Origin of the sequence: Pseudomonas sp. RA_105y_Pfl2_P56 (assembly GCF_963970845.1) — a bacterium.
Lineage (GTDB): Bacteria > Pseudomonadota > Gammaproteobacteria > Pseudomonadales > Pseudomonadaceae > Aquipseudomonas > Aquipseudomonas baetica_A.
In genome coordinates this window covers 1-14,876 of record NZ_CAXAPL010000009.1, presented here as the reverse complement: position 1 = coordinate 14,876, position 14,876 = coordinate 1, and the positions used below count along the sequence as shown (strand labels likewise).

The window sequence follows — 14,876 nt, the reverse complement described above, 5'->3', positions numbered from 1 at the left end:
TCCAGGAGTCAAACGTACATGAGCAACATGAACCACGAGCGTGTCCTCAGTGTTCATCACTGGAACGATACCCTGTTCAGCTTCAAGTGCACCCGCGATCCGGGCCTGCGCTTTGAAAACGGGCAGTTCGTGATGATCGGCCTGCAACAGCCCAACGGCCGCCCGCTTATGCGCGCTTACTCGATCGCCAGCCCGAACTGGGAAGAGCATCTGGAATTTTTCAGCATCAAGGTGCCTGACGGCCCGCTGACCTCCCAGTTGCAGCATCTGAAGGAAGGCGACGAGATCATCATCAGCAAAAAGCCTACGGGCACGCTGGTGCTGGACGATTTGAAGCCAGGCAAACACCTTTACCTGCTCAGCACCGGTACCGGTCTGGCGCCGTTCATGAGCGTGATCCAGGATCCGGAAACCTACGAGCGTTTCGAAAAAGTCATCCTGTGCCACGGCGTGCGCTACGTGAACGAAGTCGCTTACCGCGAATTCATCACCGAGCATCTGCCGCAGAACGAATTCTTCGGTGAAGCGCTGCGTGACAAGCTGATTTACTACCCGACCGTCACTCGCGAGCCGTTCGAGAACGAAGGTCGTCTGACCGACCTGATGCGCAGCGGCAAACTGTTCAGCGACATCGGCCTGCCACCGATCAACCCGCAGGACGACCGCGCCATGTTGTGCGGCAGCCCAAGCATGCTCGACGAGACCAGCGAAGTACTCAACAGCTTCGGCCTGACCGTGTCGCCGCGTATGCGCGAGCCGGGCGACTACCTGATCGAGCGTGCGTTCGTCGAGAAGTAAGCACCGTCAAAACCCGTGGGAGCGAGCTCCTGAAGAGGGCGGAACATTCAGCCGTTGTGTTGACTGACACGCCACCTTCGCGAGCAAGCCCGTTCCCACATTGGGTTTGTGGTGTGACAGTAAAAAACCCGCGTGCCTGAGAAGGTCACGCGGGTTTTTTCGTTTTCGGGGTTTATGCTTCGGCGGGGATGACCTCGAGGACGCAAATCTGCGCAGGCGTCGGGTAATGCCAGCGCACATCCAGATCCCAGAATTGCGCGCCGTATTCGCGTTCCGGCGCCGGGGTTTGATAGGCCGGGCGCGGATCCTGGGCCAGGCATTGCTCGATCAACTCGACCAGTGGCTCGGCAAGGCGTCGCGCGTGGGCATGCGCCTGTTGCAGCGCGCTGTCCGTCCACTGCACGTCGATCAGTTGCGGCGCGGCGCTGGCGATGCTGTTGGAGGCGCTGTTGATGATGTCGGCGTAAGGCACGTAGGGTTTGATGTCGAGGATCGGCGTGCCATCAAGCAAGTCGATGCCGGAGATGAACAGGCGATGAGCTTCAACCTTGTCCAGTTTCACCACGGATTGGCCGATGCCATTCGGGCGATGGGTGGCGCGGGTGGCGAACACGCCCATCGACTTGTTGCCGCCCAGGCGAGGCGGGCGGACCTTCAGGCGCGGTTTTTCTTCCAGCGCTTGATGGAAGAGGAACAGTAACCAGATGTGGCTGACGTGCTCCAGCCCCTGCACCGCGTCACCCTGATCGAACGGCGCCACCAGTTCCAGCACACCACGGGCGGCGGGGGCCAGTTGTGGCTGACGAGGGATGGCGAACTTCTCCTTGAAGCAGGAGCGCACGAAGCCGATGGGGGAGACGCTGTAAGTCATGGTTTAGAGTCAGAAGCGGGATCGGGCGGGCATGATACCCCGGCATGCCTCAAGACGGGTGCTGGCAGGGCTGGCCTCTTCGCGAGCAAGCTCCACACAGAGAACGCATTGCAAATGTGCAAGCGAGCCTGCTCGCGAAGGCCGCGCCGCCGATATCAGAGGCTGAACCCACCATCCAGCGGAATGATATTCCCCGTCATATAAGCGCCGGCGGTGCTCGCCAGACTGATAGCCAAGGCCGCCATCTCTTCCTCACGCCCCCAGCGCTTCATCGGAATCAGCGCCGTATCCTCGGCCAACGCCTGCTGATCATTGCCAATATGCTGGGTCATCTTGCTCGGAAACCGACCTGGTGCAATCACGTTGACGTTGATGTGCTGGCTCACCAGTTCGCGCGCGAGAATTCGCGACAGTTGATGCAAAGCCGCTTTACTCGGCCCATAGGCATACGCCTGCTCACCAAAAGAAGACATTCCGGCCACTGAGCCGATATTGATGATCCGCGCCGGATTGGCCGCCGACCCCGCTTTGCGCAGCAGTGGCAGAAACTGCTGGATACAGGTGAACACCGACGTCACGTTGAGCTGCATGACTTTCTCCCAGCCCTTGACCGGGTAACTCTCCAGCGGGGCGCCCCAGGTCGTGCCGGCATTGTTCACCAGAATATCCAGATGGGTGATCTGCTCGCCCAGTCGCGCGGCCAGTTCTTGGACGCCTTGTTCAATCGCCAGATTCGCCGCCACGCCATGGCAGATGCCCTGGGCGCTGAGTTCTTCGGCGGTTTGATGACAGGCTTCTGCATCCCGGGAGCAGACGTACACATGGGCGCCGGCCTCGACAAACGCCTTGGCGATCATTTTGCCGATACCACGGGTGCCGCCGGTCACCAGAGCGGTGCGGCCTTTCAGGGAAAAGTACGGGTGCATGGCAAGTCCTGAGGGCTAGGGATGAGTACACCCTAGTCGTCAACCGCGAAAAGCGGAGCCACTATTTTTGCAAGGAATGAACGGTCATGCGCAGCGGCGGCGATTGGATATCGCCGCCGCTGAAGAGCGATCAGGTGCGAACGCGTAGGGTCAGGCCCTTGAGGAAGTTGCGCAGCAACTGGTCGCCGCACGGGCGGTAGTTGGTGTGGCCGACCTTGCGGAACAGCGCGCTCAGCTCGGGCTTGGACACCGGGAACTCGGCAGCCTTGAGGATGGCATGCATGTCGTCTTCTTTCAGTTCGAAGGCCACGCGCAGCTTTTTCAGGATGATGTTGTTGGTCACCGGCACTTCGATCGGCTGCGGCGGACGGCTTTCGTCCTTGCCACGCTTGAAGATCACCAGGCCGTCGAGGAAGTGCGCGATGACTTCGTCCGGGCAGCGCACGAAACCTTCTTCGTCTTCTTCTTTCTTGTCGAGCCAGGTGATTACGTCAGCGAGGTCCACGTCCATGCCGCCGAGTTTGATGATTTCGACGACTTTTTTGTCGCTGATGTCGAGCATGTAGCGCACGCTGCGCAAAACGTCGTTATGAATCATGTGGGTAATCCTGATAAACGTTGTGGGCATCGCGCGGGCGCAATGCCGGAATGTGTGGCGGCAATCGAAGCTTTAGAACTTCTCTTTGCCGGACAAGTAGCGCCATTGACCGACCGGAACCTTGCCAATCGAGACGCCGCCGATGCGGATGCGACGGATGCCGACAACCTTGAGGCCAACCGCTTCGCAGAACTGGGCGATGATCCCCGGCTGCGGGTTTTTCATGGCGAAGCGCAGGCGGTTTTCGTTCTGCCAACTGGCCTTGACCGGCGGCAGTTCCTTGCCCTTGTGGGTGAGGCCGTGCTGCAAGCGGTTAAGGCCGTGAGCGACCATGTCACCTTCGACTTCAACGATGTATTCCTGCTCGATCTTGGCCGAGTCGGCAGTGAGCTTGCGCAGAATCTTCCAGTCCTGGGTGAACACCAGCAGGCCGCTGGCCTTGGCTTGCAGGTCGGTGCTGGCGGTCAGGCGCAGGAAATGGCCACGCAACGGGCGTTTGCTGAAGCGGTGCTCTTGGCTGAGGGTTTCAGCACTCAGTGTCTGCATCGCGCTGTCCGCATCCATGCCCGCCGGCACGTTGAGCAGGATGGTCACCGGCTCCGGTGCGGTGGCTTTGGCGTCCTTGTCGAGTTCGACCTTCTGGTCGCCGACCTTGAATTGCGGCTCGTCGATCACTTCGCCGTCCACGGTGACCCAGCCGCCCTCAATGAACAGCTCGGCCTCGCGGCGGGAGCAACCCACCAGTTCGATGAGGCGTTTGGAGAGGCGAATCGGGTCAGTCATGACAGGGCCGTAACAAAAAAGGGGTGGGCATTGTACCTGTGTGGCGCCGGTTAAGCCCGGTTCCATTTACAGGCGGTTAATTGAGGGTAGGAGCGGGCTTGCCCATGAGTGCGCAGTATCTGTTGACGCCAAGGCTGCTGATCCACCGCTTTGGCGAGCAAGCCCGTTCCCACAGGTTGTTCTGTGTTGCATCAGCCGTGTTGCGAGCGCTGCGGGTTCTGCCGCAAGCGCATATGCAGCAAAGGATACGGCTGGCCCATGCCATCGACTTGCGAGCGGCCGATGACTTCAAAACCTTGCTTGAAGTAAAACCCCAGCGCCTGTGGGTTCTGTTCGTTAACGTCGAGTTCATCGGCGTTCAAATGCTGCATGGCGTAATTCAGCAGTTTTTTGCCCAGACCCTGGCCGCGATGGTCAGGATCAATGAACAGCATTTCGATCTTGCCTGCCGCAACACCGGCGAAACCGGTAATGCGTTGCTCGCGATCCTTGGTGCAGATCAGCATCACCGCGTCGAGGTAGCGAGTCAGCACCAGATTGCGCAACAGTTCGATGTAGCTGTCCGGCAGAAAATCATGGGTCGCGCGGACCGAGGCCTCCCAGACCCGGGTCAGTTCCTGATAGTCGCTGAGTTTCGGTGTGTGGATGACCGAATGGTGACGCATGCCCGGTAGCCTCTTGTCAGGTGTGATGGGAGTCCTTCCCCCCACAAACGATAGACCTAAAAAAGCCCCGCATCTCGTAAAAAGAGCGGGGCTTTTCAATACGACACTATTGCCCTGTGGGAGCGGGCTTGTTCGCAAAAGCGGTGTATCCGTCACCGGATTTGTCGACTGATACGACGTACTCGCGAGCAAGCCCGCCCACAGGTACTGCGTGGTGCTTAGATCTGTTCAGCCCACAGATCGTATTCGTCAGCGTCAGTCACTTTGCACCAGACCTTGTCGCCCGGCTTGAGGTTGCTGCCGTTGTCGATGAACACGTTGCCGTCGATTTCCGGGGCGTCAAAGAAGCAGCGGCCGACGGCGCCTTGTTCGTCGACTTCGTCCACCAGCACTTCGATTTCACGGCCGATGCGCATTTGCAGGCGCGCCGAGCTGATCGCTTGCTGATGCGCCATGAAGCGCTCCCAACGATCTTGCTTGACGTCGTCAGGCACCACGTCCAGATCCAGATCGTTGGCCGGAGCGCCGTCAACCGGCGAGTACTGGAAGCAGCCGACGCGGTCGAGCTGCGCTTCGGTCAGCCAGTTCAGCAGGTACTGGAAGTCTTCTTCGGTTTCGCCAGGGAAGCCGACGATGAAGGTCGAACGGATGATCAGGTCCGGGCAGATCTCGCGCCAGTTCTTGATGCGTGCCAGGGTCTTGTCTTCGAAGGCCGGGCGTTTCATCGACTTCAGCACTTTCGGGCTGGCGTGCTGGAACGGGATGTCGAGGTACGGCAGGATCTTGCCGGCGGCCATCAACGGGATCAGCTCGTCAACGTGCGGGTATGGGTAAACGTAGTGCAGACGCACCCAGACCCCGAGGGTGCTCAGGGCCTCGCAGAGCTCGGTCATGCGGGTTTTTACCGGCGCGCCGTTCCAGAACCCGGTGCGGTATTTCACGTCGACGCCGTAGGCGCTGGTGTCTTGCGAGATCACCAGCAGCTCTTTGACGCCGGATTTGACCAGGCGCTGAGCCTCGTCCAGCACATCACCGACCGGACGGCTGACCAGTTTGCCGCGCATCGACGGGATGATGCAGAAGCTGCAACTGTGGTTGCAGCCTTCGGAAATTTTCAGATAGGCGTAGTGGCGCGGCGTCAGCTTGATGCCTTGCGGCGGCACCAGGTCGATCAGCGGGTTGTGATCCTGACGCGGCGGCACGACTTCGTGCACGGCATTGACCACTTGCTCGTACTGCTGCGGGCCGGTCACGGCCAGCACGCTCGGGTGTACGTCGCGGATGTTGCCTTCTTCCACGCCCATGCAGCCGGTGACGATGACCTTGCCGTTTTCCTTGATCGCCTCGCCGATCACTTCCAAAGACTCAGCCTTGGCCGAATCGATGAAACCGCAGGTGTTGACGACCACGACGTCGGCGTCCTGATAGGTGGACACTACGTCATAGCCTTCCATACGCAGCTGGGTCAGGATGCGCTCGGAGTCGACCAGTGCTTTCGGGCACCCTAGCGATACAAACCCTACACGTGGATTATTACTCATATACTCACAGCCTGCAGGGTTAGCCCTGGTCGAATTTCGTGGCGCGCGATTCTAAGCGTTGATCAAATAATGCGCAAAAACAATTGTCGCTAACGAGTATTGTTCTCATAAGGAGGTAGGGGTGTTTACTATTGAAGGGCTGGATGAGCAGGAGTGGGTCTCTGGACGTGACAAATGCGCTGGTGTCTCATTTTGAACAATACGGGCCAAGTTTACAGCTATCTACGGTTCTCTGATCCACGCCAAGCAATAGGAAGTAGTGCGGATCGTCAGCTTGCATACGCCGCATCCTGGGCCGCACAGCGAGGTATGGCTCTGGATGCAACGTTGACATTGAAAGACGAGGGGCTCTCCGCCTATCACCAGCGTCATGTCAAACAAGGGGCGCTAGGGGTTTTTCTTCGTGCGATCGAGGACGGCCGCATCGCCAGCGGGTCAGTCCTGGTAGTTGAAGGTTTGGACCGCTTGAGTCGGGCGGAGCCTATACAGGCCCAGGCTCAGTTAGCGCAGATCATCAATGCAGGTATTACAGTCGTAACCGCCAGCGATGGCCGTGAATACAACAGGGCAAGTTTGAAGGCCCAGCCTATGGACTTGGTGTATTCGCTCTTGGTGATGATAAGGGCGCATGAAGAGTCCGATACAAAGAGCAAGCGTGTAAAAGCCGCAATCCGTCGTCAGTGCGAAGGCTGGGTGTCTGGCTCATTCCGTGGGTTGATTCGCAACGGGAAAGATCCCCAGTGGGTGCGCCTGGCCAATGACGGGTGGGAATTAATCCCGGACCGTGTCGCTGCAGTAAAACGAGCGCTTGAACTTTACCGGCAGGGGCTTGGCGCTGGTCGTGCTGCGACCGTCATGCATGAAGAGGGTTATCAGTTAACCGCAGGAGGAATTTCCGGGCTGCAGATATACCGGACGATCAAATTGCCTGCACTACGCGGCGTGAAACGCCTACGTCTTGAGGGTGAGGACTACGAGCTGGAGGAGTATTACCCACGGATTCTATCCGACGAGGAGTGGAGTGATTTGCAGCACCTGGCCGGCCAAAGGTTACTTCACCCCGCTAACGAGGCACAGCATGGCACTTGGCAAAGTCAGCGTTAACAATCTCAATCTGGGCCAAGGCGCCGTGACTGAGATCGAGCGCTATTTTCTGTTCATTGGTCCCGGTCCAAAAAACACCGGCAAATTGATCCCCCTCAACACCGACAGCGACCTGGACGGCGCACTGGGCATTCCGCCCAGTGACCTGAAAACCCAGATCACTGCAGCACGTTTGAACGGCGGCGATCGCTGGGCGTGTCTGGCGGCGCCGATCGGCCCGGAGGGCGACTGGCAAACGGCGCTGGAAGCTTCCCAGCAGCAAGGTTTTTCCGTCGAGGCCGTGGTGATCACGCAACCCGTGGTTAAAGGCGACGAGCTGTCAGCCATGCATGACGCGGCCATAGCGCTGGGCAACGTCTACGGGCGTCGGGTGTTTGTAATGGCCGCGACGGTCAGCCCGACTCCGTTGCAGACCTGGGACGAGTACCTGGTGGACCAGAAGGCGATCACCGTCGACCTGGCAGCGCCCCGCGTGTTGGTTGTCCCACAGTTGACGCTGTTACTCGACGGGCAAGAGGTTCGCGGTAAGAACCTCAAGGTCACCGGCAATCTGCGCATAGAGAGCGACGATCTGTCAGGCCAGACCAGCAACACCGACAAGGGGCACAAGGGGTTTAAGCCCAAGACCCTGACGGTCAGTCTGATGATTCCGTTTGTTGACCAGGTGCAGCTGCGTGACCTGATGCGCCTGGTGGAAGCGACCGCCGGCGGTGGCCAGCTCAAGACCTACCGTATCGTCAACGACACGGCGGCCGCGTTCGGCATGCGTCAGGTGACCTTCACCGAAGGCGTGAGCGCCCGGGAAGACGACAACCTGCGCGGCTGGCTGATCCAGTTCACCCTGACTGAAAAGCTATCCAACCCGGAGAAAGTCGAAGGCCGGCGCCCGGGCAACAAGGTGACAGCCCAGTCTGGGCCTGGCGGGGCCGTGAGCGGCACCGGCGCCGCTGGCGACTCCAGCGACAGTCCGGAGGAGCTGACGGGCTTTGAAGCCACGCTGAAAAAAGTGGATGGCTGGCTGGGCGGGAGTAGCCCCCCATGAAACTGCACAAGGTGTTGGCCATCAACGGTGTGCCCTATGTCCTGGTCAAAAACGAAGTGCGGCTGGACGCCAAAAGCCCCGGCCGGGCGACGTTCACCATCCAGGCCCCGGCCCAGGTAAAAGGCCTGGTGACGCTCGACATTGGCTACAACGACAGCACGCTGCAGCGCCACTTCATCGGCTACGTCGAACGCTCGACCACGGCCAGCAACAGCCAGCAGGTGCTGTTTTGCCGTGAACTGGCGGCAATCCTCGCCAACCCGCTGCCGCTGAACCTGCGCCACGTCGACCTGCGCGCCGTCCTGGTCGAGATCAGTAAACACACTGGCCTGCGCTTCCGCGTTCCGGAACAGCCTTACGCCGGCGTAAAAGCGCCGTTCTTCTACAGCCTGGCCGCTGGCTACCAAGCGATGGACAGCCTGGCACGGGTATTCAACATCCCCGACTTCATCTGGCAGCAGCAAGGCGACGGTGAAGTGTTCGTCGGCAGTTGGGCCGACAGCTTCTTCGGTGTTCGCCCGCCGCTGCAGCTGCCGGTGGAACTGTTCGACGATTACCAGGGCAACCAAAGCGCGATGATTGCAGCCCTTCCCGGGTTGCGACCAGGTGCAACGATCAACCGCGGCGAGCGCATCACCAGTGTGGCCCTCGTCGATAACCAAATGGCCATCCGATGGACGACGCAATCCGCCGCAGCGTAGAACGACAATTCCCTGAACTCACCGGCGGTTACCACCTGCCACGCTTTGCGCGGGTTGTCGCCGTGACCGACGCACCGGCCGGCGCTGGCATCTGTGACGACTTTCGCCCGCGCTATGCGGTCGACATCGAGGTCATGGGCCCGGACGGCGAGCCAGACAGCAAACTGCCGATCCTGGCCGGCGTGCCCTTGCCGCTGCCCACCGGTGGTGAGGAAATGGGCATCTATGCTTTTCCGGAGGAGGGCACCCAAGTAGTGGTGTGCTTTGCCTACGGTCTGCCACACAAGCCCTATATCCAAACCATCCTGCCCCACGGCCTGAGCATGCCCAGCGTGCCGAAGGGTGACCAGGTGTGGCAGCACAGCGAGGCTTGCCAACAACGCGTCGACGCCGACGGCAACTGGCTGCGCCAGACGGACGGCAAGATCCTGGACAAGGCGATCGAGCGAGAAGTGGAGGCGATGGGTAATACCGAGCGGTTCCAGAGCCACACCAGGACGGTGGACGACCACTCCACAGAGTCAGTGGGTGGGATCAAGACCTTGGAGGCCCTGGGCGCACTCAGGCTGCTGTCGGGCGGATCTGCCAGCCTGGCGGCGATGGATGATCTGCACCAGGCGACAGGGCGAGACTTCAACTTGGTCGTGGGGCAGAAGTACAACGCCACGGTGGGTGGTGATATGGAGCAGAGAATTCTAGGTGTGCGAACAAGCGTGGCTCTAGTAGCCCAGCGTCTAGTTGCGCCTAAGAGTTGGATAGGATCTGATGAGGTAAATGTATTGAAAATATTATGCGATTTGCTTGAATTAGTCGACTTGATGAATTCCCAACTTGCCATCCATACTCATGGATCAACACCACTGCCGAGCAATGAGGAGTTTTTTCTCGCCAGTTCTGCCGTTTCGTCAGAACTGGCAAAAAAAATAAAGTCTATAAGTTTTTGAGGTTGGGTTGCGATAGACATGATAGAGGGCTCTTTAAGTCGTTTTATGTGAAGGAGGCTGAGCGGAATTACAAGTAGCTCATGATAAAGGTGATCTCCGAGTTTGCGGTTCCAGCTTTAATTTCTCCAGCGCCTCCTGCTTTCTTAACGTATCGTGCGAACATAGGGATTTCGAAGTTTCCCCCGCCATTTGAGTAATCGTTGAATGCATGTGTTAGGTTGAGATTTAGTGGTTGCTCGCTACTGTCCATTATTTGCAATGCAACACCTTTGGCGGTCGAAGTGGAGTTTAGGCTAATAATTCCTAAGGTTGGATCTATTGCAGGTCCTGTTGATGTTGCAAGCAATTTGTAAGTTACTTTTGTTATGCCGACTGGGCAGTTGTTGAGTTTTATGTTGAAACGCTTCGATGCAGTATATGGAGTATTGTAAAAAATTTGACTCAAGTCATAGCTTCCCATGTCCACACTTACATTGGGCGTTTCGCATGAAGGTACTACTATAGACATTCCGTTGGTTGTGATTGTCATCGGGAAAATCGTCGCTGTTTGGAGTGCGCCAATTGCCCCAGCAGGTATTTGAGCGTTATTTTTTATCGCTCCTATTTTTACAAATCTTAACGCGTGAGTTGTGTTGTTTAACGAGTATGTGCCTGGTTGATACGGTGAATTGGATGCCACTCCGCCCCATGGCGCTCCTTGATAAATCCATTGCCAGCCAATACCGGTGTCTCCAATAGGCTGTGTTCTTCCGGGCACGTCCTTACCCAAATAATTCTTGATCCCTTGAATATATGTAACGCTGCATGTGAAAGAATGCCCACTAGGAATTGTGACTTTAGCGCTCTCATATATAACTTCGCCGTCGGGTGCGTCTCTAGGTATCGATACACTTTGGGGTAGTGTTATGTTTTGCCTAATAGGAGTGCTGCTTGGGGGGTAGTAGCATGCTGCTGCGATTGCATTTGTTGTTGTGAAGTAAATAACAAATAAAAATAACAGTTTTTTAATTTTCATAATGTTCAATGCGTTGGAGGAGGATCGGGATGAATTGTGGTGGTTTGACTTTGAAGTCATCTTTATATGTTTATGTGTCTCCAGTATAGGGTGGGTGAGCGCCCAGTGAGTGCTATTAAATATAGGGGGTGTACAATATTAAGCGTTTGCTTTTTTGTTAGCTATGTTTTGATGAGTGGTTTTTTATGGTTATAGGAAGAATTTCAACTATGCTATATTTTTTGGGGGGGGGCGGAATAAGACGATTCTTAAAGTGTTCCGCTAGATGCACTCGGCAGGAGGGTGGCTCGATTTTTTGTTGAATGGTTGTCAGTGCTGATATTTAAGTGTTTATTTTCATGTAGTTAACGATTGTTGGCATTGCGGCCGTAGAAACATTGTTCCGACCGACCAATACCGCCGTATCCTTATAGAAGGGGGCAGGCATGAATGGCGCTTACTCAACGGCTGACTAGCTGATACGACTACGAAAAATGAAAAAAGGCTGGCCTTGGTCTAAGGTGATAGTTGCGAGCCCACACCGATCAAGCAAGAACACAGCCCAGTGAATCGTAGACGCCAAATCGTCCGACATCAACAGCAACGTGCACGCTAGTACGCCGTCAACAGGAATGCTCACGCTTTCTTCAAGCATCTCAGCGATCCAGAGCTATTGCGGGGTATCGAATCATCGATACCCACGCACCTTCAGCGGCTATTCCCAACGACCGAAACACTGTCCATGTTTTTGTCCCTGGCGATGAGGGCTGATCGGTCCTGCCAGAGCGCCGTGAATGATTTGTCTATCAAACGCTCCTGCGAGGGTTTGAAAGCCAACATTATTCCTACCGTTGCTTACTGCAAAGCCGGAGCGCGGTTGCCAGTGGAGATGGTTTCCACCTTGTTGCGCCCCACGAGGTCATTCATGAGCAACCAGACTCCGTCATCATGGCGTTGGATGGGGCGACGCGTGCGGCTTGTGGATGGCACTACAGTCACCGTGCCGGACACCCCGACCAACCAAGAGGGCTATCCGCAATCTCGTGGACACAAGGCCGGACTGGGCTTTCCCATTTGCGGTTTGGTAGGAATCGTTTGCCTCGCCAACGGCGCTGTTTTGGATGCCTCGTCGGGACTTGTCCGCGGTAAAGGAGGTGATGAGCCGACGCTGCTCAGGACCATGCTCGATACCTTGGAACGAGGTGACATTGTGCTGGGCGATGCTTACTGCGCAAACTACTTTTTGTTGTGTGAATTGCAACATCGCGGCGTGGACGGAGTGTTTGAACAATACGGCGCTCGACGGCTTAGCACGGACTTTCAGTCGGAAAGTCCTTGGGCTCGGAAGATCATTTGGCTGAGTTGAAAAAGCGCAAGGAAAAGCCGTTCTGGATGAGTCAGGCCTATTACGACGTGGCATTTGAAACGCTGAAAGTACGTGAGTTGGAAACCGGAGGGAAAATATTGGTAGCTACTTTGAATTGTCCACCGTAAGTGCCAAAAGCTGCCCTTAAACCATTGTTCAGGACCAATGGTATGTGGAGTTGGGCCTGCAACCTCAAGACTATGCTGGGGCTGAAGCACTGAGCTGCAAGACGCCAGGTATGGCCGTCAAGGAGTTGTGGATCTACCTGCTGGCGCACGCCCTGATACGGATGCTCATCAGCTCTGTTGGCCGACTGCCTGCCGCGAGAGCTGAGCTCCAAACATAGACTTCAGCTGTGCCTTGCGTTGAGACAGTACGGGGCTCAAGAGCAAAAAGGTCAGATGCTGAATCTGCTTGAGCTGATTGCCCTGGAACGTGCCGGAAAGCGTCGTGGCAGGATTGAGCCACGCGCGATAAAACGAAGACTCAAGCCTTACCACCTGCCGATTAAAACACGTCGATCAGTAAGGGCTGAGTTTAGGAAGAATAGGCGCCCGAAGAAGGTTATGTAAGTGCCTTTCGGGACAGGCATCATTTTCTTTTGTATCTCGCGTCGTTCAGTGCTAGGTCAACAGTCATCATCATAGTGACTGTTGATAGCGATCCGAGACAAGTTGAGGTGACCATCAATCATAGCTGAATGCCAGCAATTGCATCGACTATCTGCGGACTCACTCGAAGTCAGTGGTTTCGAGGAAAAAGCTAGCAGAAAAAGCACTTATCCCCCTCCCGCCGACGAGCTTTGCGTCTCTTTTTTGTGCAATGGGGGAGTGGGGTGCACACGGTGCCTCCGCCCAGGCCCGCTGCGGGGTCTGTGGGATGTTTGGCAATTGCACCGTGTGTAAGGTTTTGCAAGGAAATGTCGTGTGTTTGCATAGCGTGCTTTGGACGCAAGAAGCAAACGGAATTTCTGAGATGCCCGGCCAGTCAGGTTGTGGGCGTCAAAAAATGGCGTAAACCTGTCTTTTCATTTTGATTCAGTTTCAGAAAAACGGACTCTGAGCGCGCCCTTTAACATGAGTCTGGAATGCTACAGGCCGCGACTGGCGGCTGCTGCGTCAGTTTCAGTTGAGTGTGGGGATTTCATTTATTGTTCGGCTTGAAGGTTCAGGTGCGGTAGGTTGGCTCGATTCATCAGTCTACGATGTTCCGCGTTAACATGTGAATGCAGCAGGGTTTTAAGCCGTTCACCTAGCTGTTTTGCGGTTCCTTCATCCAGTTTTTTCACTGTGCCCACTCGAGCGGAGGGGCTGCAAATGGTGCCGGCAGACGCACCCAAGGCATCAAGCAGACCGCTCACGTAGCCGTCTAGGAATTCCGCTTTGTCGAACAGAACTCGACTTTCAGGCGCTTCTTGATAATCCCAATCTACCCGCCAGTATTTGTCCCCCTTCATGACGTCGATTTTGGGTAGGGAAGGGAGTGCTGTCGGGCTTTTCATCTTGGGCTCCAATTTTTAGATAATCGACCATAAAAACAAAAATGCCCCAACAGTTTGTTAGGGCATTTTTTGTAGAGTACCTGCTACGCCATCAAGCGCAGGCCTCTTCCTCTGCGCGATGCGATACGACCTTAGACATGCCCACTCCCAGTGCCTGAAGTACTTTCAAAATGGTTGAGAGTTTTGGGTCGCCACCGACCGCAAGCGATCTATAAAGGTTAGCTCTGTTAAGGCCTGTGTTCAGCGACAAATTGAGCAACCCGCCACGAGCTTCTGCAACACGACGGATAGCGACAAGGAATGAGTCCTCACCACCATCTTCGTCGATTTCTTCAAGCGCGACAGATAGATATTCGAGGGCAAATGCTTCGTCTCGGAGCATTTGAAGAACGCTATCTTCGTGAGAACGAGTACGAATAGTCATTTTTGCTTCACCTTGTGAGATTTCCAGAGAGCCTTGGCCTGATCGATGTCGTTCTGCTGCCTGTCCTTTGAGCCGCCGCCCAATAGGAAAACAATTTTTCGGTCCTGGATTGCGTAATACACGCGAAACCCCGGTCCGAAATCCAGCTTCATCTCAAAGACCCCATCACCAACCGGCTCTGTAACTCCAAAGTGGCCAAGAGAAGCTCGGTCCACTCTGGTGGTGATTCTTGCTTTTGAACGCTTGTCTTGCACGGTGTCTAGCCAAGCTTGGTAGATGTCCACTCCATTGGCAGACAGTACGTGTTTCACTTCGTACATAAGGAATGTACCTTAAAAGATACAGGTCGATGATTGAATTTCTATATCAATCCCAAAGAAAAGGGTGAAAACCTCACCAAAAACAATCCCCAAGGCGAGGCTGGAAACGTCGCTGAATACACATGCGGGATGGCATGTTGATACCGTGGTGAGTTTAACGCTTAGCAGACGCGGCGTTTTTCAAGGTTGTTGTCGCGTCGCCGTCTAACTATGCCGCTCTTTTCTCGGTCTGCTGCTGCCGATCCGGGTTCAACATCACAGTGCCCATCGGCTCCCAGTTTCTTGTCTGTCCAGACCA

15 protein-coding genes and 2 pseudogenes are annotated in these 14,876 nt (G+C 56.0%); 7 read left to right on the top strand and 10 right to left on the bottom strand.

The genetic code is table 11. The features are described 5' to 3' along the window. The first annotated feature begins 18 nt into the window (after positions 1 to 18). Positions 19 to 798 (top strand): ferredoxin-NADP reductase, encoded by a 780-nt coding sequence (gene fpr / locus AACY11_RS08440; RefSeq protein ID WP_002554680.1) that lies wholly within the window; start codon positions 19 to 21, stop codon positions 796 to 798. 172 nt (positions 799 to 970) lie between these two features. Here the strand turns inward: fpr and tsaA are convergent, their stop codons facing one another. From tsaA to rimO, 6 genes are all read right to left on the bottom strand, one after another. Beyond that, positions 971 to 1,669, bottom strand: a complete 699-nt coding sequence (tsaA, locus tag AACY11_RS08435; protein ID WP_339464364.1) for a tRNA (N6-threonylcarbamoyladenosine(37)-N6)-methyltransferase TrmO — start codon at positions 1,667 to 1,669, stop codon at positions 971 to 973. Positions 1,670 to 1,824: 155 nt separating this feature from the next. After that, positions 1,825 to 2,595, bottom strand: a complete 771-nt coding sequence (locus AACY11_RS08430) for an SDR family oxidoreductase (protein WP_339494405.1) — start codon at positions 2,593 to 2,595, stop codon at positions 1,825 to 1,827. A 130-nt stretch (positions 2,596 to 2,725) separates the two neighbouring features. Further along, entirely contained in the window at positions 2,726 to 3,193 is a 468-nt protein-coding gene (locus AACY11_RS08425; protein WP_339430605.1) for a YehS family protein, read from the bottom strand. A gap of 72 nt (positions 3,194 to 3,265) precedes the next feature. Then, positions 3,266 to 3,976: an rRNA pseudouridine synthase gene (locus AACY11_RS08420; protein WP_339430606.1), complete on the bottom strand. Its 711-nt coding sequence runs from the start codon at positions 3,974 to 3,976 to the stop codon at positions 3,266 to 3,268. A 191-nt stretch (positions 3,977 to 4,167) separates the two neighbouring features. Further along, entirely contained in the window at positions 4,168 to 4,641 is a 474-nt protein-coding gene (locus tag AACY11_RS08415; RefSeq protein ID WP_339430607.1) for a GNAT family N-acetyltransferase, read from the bottom strand. Positions 4,642 to 4,859: 218 nt separating this feature from the next. Beyond that, entirely contained in the window at positions 4,860 to 6,182 is a 1,323-nt protein-coding gene (rimO, locus tag AACY11_RS08410) for a 30S ribosomal protein S12 methylthiotransferase RimO (protein WP_339464365.1), read from the bottom strand. A gap of 174 nt (positions 6,183 to 6,356) precedes the next feature. Here rimO and AACY11_RS08405 point away from each other — a divergent pair, with 174 nt between their 5' ends. The 5 genes and pseudogenes from AACY11_RS08405 (at position 6,357) to AACY11_RS08385 (ending at position 9,973) form a co-directional block, all read left to right on the top strand. Beyond that, positions 6,357 to 7,286 carry a recombinase family protein gene (locus AACY11_RS08405; RefSeq protein WP_339494403.1) on the top strand — a complete coding sequence of 310 codons (930 nt, stop codon included), beginning with the start codon at positions 6,357 to 6,359 and terminating at the stop codon, positions 7,284 to 7,286. Next, a pseudogene (locus AACY11_RS08400) lies at positions 7,261 to 7,722 on the top strand (DUF2586 family protein); the annotation flags it as partial. The gene AACY11_RS08405 and the pseudogene AACY11_RS08400, both read left to right, overlap by 26 nt. A gap of 54 nt (positions 7,723 to 7,776) precedes the next feature. Then, entirely contained in the window at positions 7,777 to 8,328 is a 552-nt protein-coding gene (locus AACY11_RS08395) for a baseplate complex protein (protein ID WP_339494478.1), read from the top strand. Next, entirely contained in the window at positions 8,325 to 9,029 is a 705-nt protein-coding gene (locus AACY11_RS08390; RefSeq protein ID WP_339494401.1) for a hypothetical protein, read from the top strand. Before AACY11_RS08395 ends, AACY11_RS08390 begins: the two co-directional genes overlap by 4 nt. Beyond that, a complete protein-coding gene (locus tag AACY11_RS08385) occupies positions 9,002 to 9,973 on the top strand; it encodes a hypothetical protein (protein WP_339494400.1) in 972 nt (323 codons plus the stop codon). The genes AACY11_RS08390 and AACY11_RS08385 overlap by 28 nt, the downstream gene beginning before the upstream one ends. A gap of 67 nt (positions 9,974 to 10,040) precedes the next feature. On the opposite strand, the gene AACY11_RS08380 is transcribed toward AACY11_RS08385, so the two are convergent. Beyond that, a complete protein-coding gene (locus AACY11_RS08380) occupies positions 10,041 to 10,988 on the bottom strand; it encodes a fimbrial protein (RefSeq protein WP_339494399.1) in 948 nt (315 codons plus the stop codon). Positions 10,989 to 11,532: 544 nt separating this feature from the next. Between AACY11_RS08380 and AACY11_RS08375 the strand changes: the two are divergent. Continuing rightward, a pseudogene (locus tag AACY11_RS08375) lies at positions 11,533 to 12,905 on the top strand (IS4 family transposase). 575 nt (positions 12,906 to 13,480) lie between these two features. Here AACY11_RS08375 and AACY11_RS08370 read toward each other — a convergent pair. From AACY11_RS08370 to AACY11_RS08360, 3 genes are all read right to left on the bottom strand, one after another. Then, positions 13,481 to 13,834 (bottom strand): hypothetical protein, encoded by a 354-nt coding sequence (locus AACY11_RS08370; protein ID WP_339494397.1) that lies wholly within the window; start codon positions 13,832 to 13,834, stop codon positions 13,481 to 13,483. 91 nt (positions 13,835 to 13,925) lie between these two features. Beyond that, positions 13,926 to 14,258: a helix-turn-helix domain-containing transcriptional regulator gene (locus AACY11_RS08365; RefSeq protein ID WP_339494396.1), complete on the bottom strand. Its 333-nt coding sequence runs from the start codon at positions 14,256 to 14,258 to the stop codon at positions 13,926 to 13,928. Further along, on the bottom strand, positions 14,255 to 14,578 hold the full coding sequence (locus tag AACY11_RS08360; RefSeq protein WP_068966396.1) for a type II toxin-antitoxin system RelE/ParE family toxin: 324 nt from the start codon (positions 14,576 to 14,578) through the stop codon (positions 14,255 to 14,257). Before AACY11_RS08360 ends, AACY11_RS08365 begins: the two co-directional genes overlap by 4 nt. Positions 14,579 to 14,876 lie beyond the last annotated feature (298 nt).